Origin of the sequence: Flavobacterium sp. (assembly GCF_035456225.1) — a bacterium.
GTDB lineage: Bacteria > Bacteroidota > Bacteroidia > Flavobacteriales > Flavobacteriaceae > Flavobacterium.
This window is the reverse complement of sequence record NZ_DATIDM010000121.1, coordinates 1-6,045: the sequence shown is the minus strand read 5'-3', so window position 1 is coordinate 6,045 and position 6,045 is coordinate 1. Positions and strand designations below refer to the sequence as shown.

The window sequence follows — 6,045 nt, the reverse complement described above, 5'->3', positions numbered from 1 at the left end:
GCATTACCTACATTGGCATAATTCGCATAAAAGTTAAAATGGTTCTTTTTGTAAAACTCAAAATCGAAACCTACTTCCCCTTTTACATAACTGTCACCCGGTATACTTAAGAAATCGTATCCGTAAAAATGGCGAAAATTATTGATCATGTTATAACCATATCCACCCAAAACAAAATCGTGAAAGGGAACTGTCCGCTCACCAATGGAAAAGCCCCCTTCCGATTGGATTTTAAAAGCCAACCCTTTAAAGAAGCTGTGCACTAACTCAATATCTGCTTTGGCAATGGAAAAGGGTTCAAAACTGTCGGTATAATCGGTGGAATATAATAACGATTTAAAATCACCGATAAAATGCCATCCTTTTGTCGCAAAATGATTTTTATCTTTAGAATCAAACTTCATATAACCATACAGGGAAAGATAACTGCTGTTTTCAATAACCGAATCGGAATTTTCCAATGCGTCTGACTCAATTTTCAGGATTTTCCATTCGCCTCCCGCTCCGACAAGGAATTTTTGGGCAAAAATAGTTTGGGCAAAAACCTGATTCGTAAAATCCAGGTAAGAAAGGGGAATCGAATGCATATTCAAAGTATCTAAAGCCTCCCCATTGCTGTAATCAACCGAACTATTCTTTTTGAATTGATTCAGATAGGAATTCACACCAAAACTCCACTGAAAACCATTGTCGTAGTAGTAATTCAGATTATACCTGAAATTATCCCCAAGAATAAAATCCAAAGAAACATTATCATTTTTAAAAAAAACTTTTTTCTGTGTCACATTCACCAGAGCCGCACTTTTGTACAAACCATCATAATGGATGCTGAACTTCAGGTAACGCTTGATTGGATTTTCCTTTAACTCCAATACCATCTTTTCGCCTTCAGTCTCATCCTTATCAAAGTAATACGCAATAGAGCTGAAATTTTGTGTCGAGCTTAAATTCCCTATACCATCGCTCAATTTCTGGAAAGTAATTACGGAATTGTTTTTAAACCTCAATTTTCCCAAAACATAAGGCCTTGTAAAATCCTTAAGATCACTTACCTGCAAATAATCAATATTGATTGTGTCGGTCAACTTCGTTGCGTAAATTTTCTTGGGTGTCTTTTTGGGGTTTTCACCGTATTTCGCTAAAATTTCATATACCGCAAAAGCGGCGTCCTCTCCTTTTTTAATGATTTCCTCACCCAAATCAAATGAAATGACAGAATAACCCGTAACCTCCGGTTTTATATAAATATCGGTTGCATTTCTTTTTTCGGTCATCTTCTCAATCATGCTGAAATTGGCAATTTGAGCCATAACCCCTGTGGCACCACCAATTTTAGTCCTGTCTTTCAAACCCTCCTGCACGTCGACACCGATAATAATATCCGCCCCCATTTTTTTGACTTCTTCAATAGGATAATTGTTGGTTACCCCGCCATCTATCAAAAGTCTTCCGTCGATTTCAACCGGAGTGTATAAGGACGGAAATGCCCCGCTGGCCAAAATGGCTTTTGGTAAAATACCGTTTCGGATTACCACCTCTTCGCCCGTTTCGATATCTGTAGCGATACACACATAGGGGATTGGAAGTTTGTTAAAATCCCGGATATAACGCACATGATTAGTCAACCTGCTAACTAAATTAAAGTTATACATCCCTTTGGAAAGAGCGGGCGGAGCACCAATTTTAAAATTATTGAAAGGCAGGCTCAAAGCATACATCTCATCATTTCTTTTCTCGAAAAAACTTTTGGAAGTCCTTGGGATATAATCCTGAAGTAAAGCATCCGGGTCAGCCACCCTGAAAATAGAATCCAGCTGATTTGCGGTATATCCCGAAGCATACAAACCACCAACAATGGCCCCCATGCTGGTTCCGCCAATATAATCAATTTTCACACCGGCTTCTTCCAGCACCTTCAACACCCCAATATGCGCTAGGCCTTTAGCTCCACCTCCACTTAAAACCAATCCGATCTTGGGCCTTTTCGGATTTTGCACAATGGTATCCTGGGCAATCGCAGTATTTGACAACATACAACATACAATAAGCAATAGTTTATATACAAATAAAAAGCAGCTCTTTCTGCTACCATTTACTTTCGGCCATTGGCTTCTGGCTAGTGCCCTAACTTGCATATCGTTATTCGTTTCTGTAAAATTCGACAATTTTTTTGGCTTTTGAAAGACCTACCACGTCAGAAATTTCTTTTTCTGTCGCCATTTTCAGTCGTTTCACCGATTTAAAGTGTAAAATCAGTGCCTGCATGGTTTTTTCACCGATTCCGGGGATGCTTTCTATGGAAGAATTTAAAGCCGCTTTACTACGCTTGTCACGATGAAACGTGATTCCGAAACGATGTGCTTCATTGCGCAGTTGCTGAATAATTTTAAGTGTTTCCGATTTTTTATCCAGATACAAAGGCACCGAGTCACCCGGATAAAACAATTCTTCCAAACGTTTTGCTATACCGATGATAGTAATTTTTCCGCGGAGCCCCAAATCGTCGATGCTTTTCAATGCTGAAGACAGTTGTCCTTTTCCCCCGTCGATGATAATCAGTTGCGGCAAGGGTTGATTTTCTTCCAACAATCGTCTGTATCTTCGGTATACCACTTCTTCCATGGAAGCGAAGTCGTTAGGACCTTCAACGGTTTTGATATTGAAAAGACGGTAATCTTTCTTGCTGGGCTTGCCGTCTTTAAACACCACACAGGCCGATACCGGATTCGTACCCTGAATATTGGAATTATCAAAGCATTCGATATGACGCGGTTCCACCGGAAGACGCAAATCTTTCTGCATCTGCGCCATGATCCGATTCGTATGTCGGTCGGGATCCACAATTTTAATCTGTTTCAGCTGATCCATTCGGTAAAACTTGGCATTGCGCTCGGACAGATCGAGTATCTGTTTTTTGTCGCCCAGTTTCGGAACGGTCACTTTTATTTTTTCCCCGAAATTCAATTCGAATGGAACAATGATTTCTTTGGAATTCAGATGAAAACGTTCGCGCAATTCCACCACAGCCAATTCCAGCAATTCTTCATCGGTTTCTTCCAGTTTCTTTTTCAGCTCCATGGTATGGGAACGGACAATCGCGCCGTGGGAAATCTGCAAAAAGTTTACATACGCCATGCTTTCATCGGATACAATCGAAAACACATCAATGTTCGAAATTTTCGGATTCAGGATGGTCGATTTCGCCTGGTAATTTTCCAAAACATCTATCTTTTCCTTTATTTTCTGCGCTTCTTCGAATTTCATTTCGGCCGCCAGTTCGCCCATATGTTTTTTGAAATCCTTCAAACTTTCTTTGAAATTCCCTTTCAGGATTTCGCGGATGGCCTGCACCTTTTTTTCGTAATCCGTAATCGTTTCAAGAGCTTCACATGGGCCTTTACAGTTTCCTATGTGGTATTCCAGGCAAACCTTGAACTTGCCGCTGTCGATATTGGACTTACTCAAATCGTAATTACAGGTACGCAACGGGTACAATTCTTTGATTAAATCCAAAATCGTATGTACCGTTTTAAAACTGGTATAAGGCCCAAAATACTCCGAACCGTCCTTAATCATTTTTCGGGTGGAAAAGATGCGCGGGAACCGTTCGTTTTTGATGCAGATCCACGGATAGGTTTTATCATCTCGCAACATCACATTATAGCGCGGTTGCAGTTTTTTTATCAGATTGTTTTCCAGCAGAAGCGCATCGGTTTCTGTGGGAACAACAATATGTTTTATGGAAACGATTTTCTTAACCAACACATTAGTCTTGGCATTATCGTGTATTTTATTGAAATAGGAGGCGACCCTTTTCTTTAGATTTTTGGCTTTACCCACATAGAGGATTTTCCCTTCTTTATCATAATACTGATATACCCCCGGGCTATCGGGCAGTGTTTGAATTTGAAGTTCTAAAGAGGCAATCACAGATAATTATGGGTTATAAATTAGCGGGTTGTGAAGTATCGGAAGTCATTTAGTTGATATCCCAACATTCATTACCATTTCAAAGTTACGAATTTATTAAGCGGAAAAACAAGTTGTCGGAAAACCTTATTCATAGGTTAACGCGCTATCAATACATTATGGCGACAAAAAAGAGTTTTACGAGACATCAGAGGAAACCTATAGTTGTTACATTTTTTCAAAAAATAACCTATCGTGTAAACATTAGTGTTATACATAATGCTTTAGGCCATGGATGACACAAATCGACACGGATTTTTTGACGTAAACTAAAAAATTTGGTATAAATCACAATCCGTTTTTAAAATCACTTTGGATTTTATTTGTGTAAATCCGTATGATCTGTGTGCTATTATAAATGTGTCCAAACGGTAGCTGAATACCCCTTCTTACAAATTATACATTCAACACACTTTAATAATATTTTGTGATATTTAAGGGTTGTCTTTTAATTTTTATTGTTAAAAAATTATTATATTCATAAATTCGAGAAGTTTTTTAAAGTTTTTCTCAAAAAAAGAAAGGGTTCACTCTGTGAGAAAATAACAAAAAACACCGGAACCCGCTCATACACAATTTGAAAACAACAGTACAACCGACGATGTCGTAAAAGATACATCTTTATTGACGAACAAGATTAGCATAACAGGGGCCATTTTGAAATACAGCTCAAATATCAGCACCTAGGAAGTCAAACTGACTGTTGACGATCAGACAGATACCGTTACCACATTTACGAAATAAAAAATTAATGAGTCTCAAACTCCACAAGCTGATACTCCGGAGCGGAAAACAGACTCGAAAAGTTAGCTTTTTAATTTCCAAAGCTAAATACCCAAAGACGTTTCTACCTCTTTGGCAAATACCACGGGAGGATTCTCATATTTCAATTGCTGATTATGGAATCCTCCTTTATTTTGAGTTCACACCAATTCGCAATTATTTTCTTGTTATACTCTTTGTCGCTTCCGTCATAGATTCAACACTCCGTTACCTATTGCTTTAGCAAAAATTCATCCCTTTTTAATTAACCAACAAATACAACACAATATCTGAAAAACGGCTCAAAAAATCACAATCCACGATTTTTGGTTTATAATTATTACTATTTTAGCGTTTTAACCGACTATGAATTACCGCAATAACATCCTGAAAATACTAAAAGAAGAGATTTTGCCCGGAGAAAGCAAGACCATCAATATGGAAATTGCTAAACTCCATACCATGACCAAACTCAAAATTCCGATAATCGTGGAACGTTCCAAGCTTCCGGGGCCAACAGTTTTACTCTCGTCAGGACTGCATGGTGATGAAATCAACGGGATTGAAATTGTCCGGCAGATGATTGTAAAGAAAATCAACAAGCCAAAAACCGGAACCATCATTTGCATTCCGATAATCAATGTATTCGGATTTGTAAACCAAACCCGCGAGTTTCCCGATGGCCGTGATTTGAACAGGGTATTTCCGGGAAGTAAAAACGGTTCGCTGGCCAGTCGTTTTGCCTATTATTTATTGAAAGAAGTAATTCCGCACGTGGATTATGCCATCGATTTTCACGCCGGAGGAGCCGCCCGGTTTAATGCTGCCCAAATCCGAATCGCCCCTAACAACCCGGAACTGCAAGCTTTAGCCTCCGTGTTTAATGCGCCTTTTACGCTTTATTCCAACAACATCACCGGCTCCTTTAGAAATTCCTGCGATAAACTAGGCGTTAAAATGCTGCTCTTTGAAGGCGGAAAATCCATCGACATCAATGAAGACATCACCCAACAGGGTATCGAAGGGGCAAAACGCGTTTTAGAACATTTAGGAATGCTCGGCAATCGAAAAAAAGCCATTCCGGCTGTGTCGGACAGTATTTACATTTCTAAATCATCGTGGATCAGGGCCCGATATTCCGGCATGTTTCACGGATATACCACCATTGGAAGTTATGTGGAAAAAGGACAGCTCCTGGCAACCATCTCCGACCCGTACGGAAAAATCGAACACAAGATGAAAGCACCCAATACAGGCTACATCATCAATGTGAACGAGGCACCAATCGTGTATCAGGGCGACGCCATTTATCAT

General features: G+C 39.4%; 3 protein-coding genes. 1 reads left to right on the top strand and 2 read right to left on the bottom strand.

Annotation, left to right across the window (positions count from 1 at the left end):
• A partial coding sequence (locus VLB74_RS07340) for a patatin-like phospholipase family protein (protein WP_325202809.1) occupies nt 1–2,033 on the bottom strand: 2,033 nt, incomplete at its 3' end.
• Nucleotides 2,034–2,139: 106 nt separating this feature from the next.
• Nucleotides 2,140–3,930: an excinuclease ABC subunit UvrC gene (gene uvrC, locus VLB74_RS07335; protein WP_325202808.1), complete on the bottom strand. Its 1,791-nt coding sequence runs from the start codon at nt 3,928–3,930 to the stop codon at nt 2,140–2,142.
• Between the two features lie 1,167 nt (nt 3,931–5,097).
• Here uvrC and VLB74_RS07330 point away from each other — a divergent pair.
• Nucleotides 5,098–6,045, top strand: a 948-nt coding sequence (locus tag VLB74_RS07330; protein WP_325202807.1) for a succinylglutamate desuccinylase/aspartoacylase family protein, incomplete at its 3' end; no start/stop codon positions are given.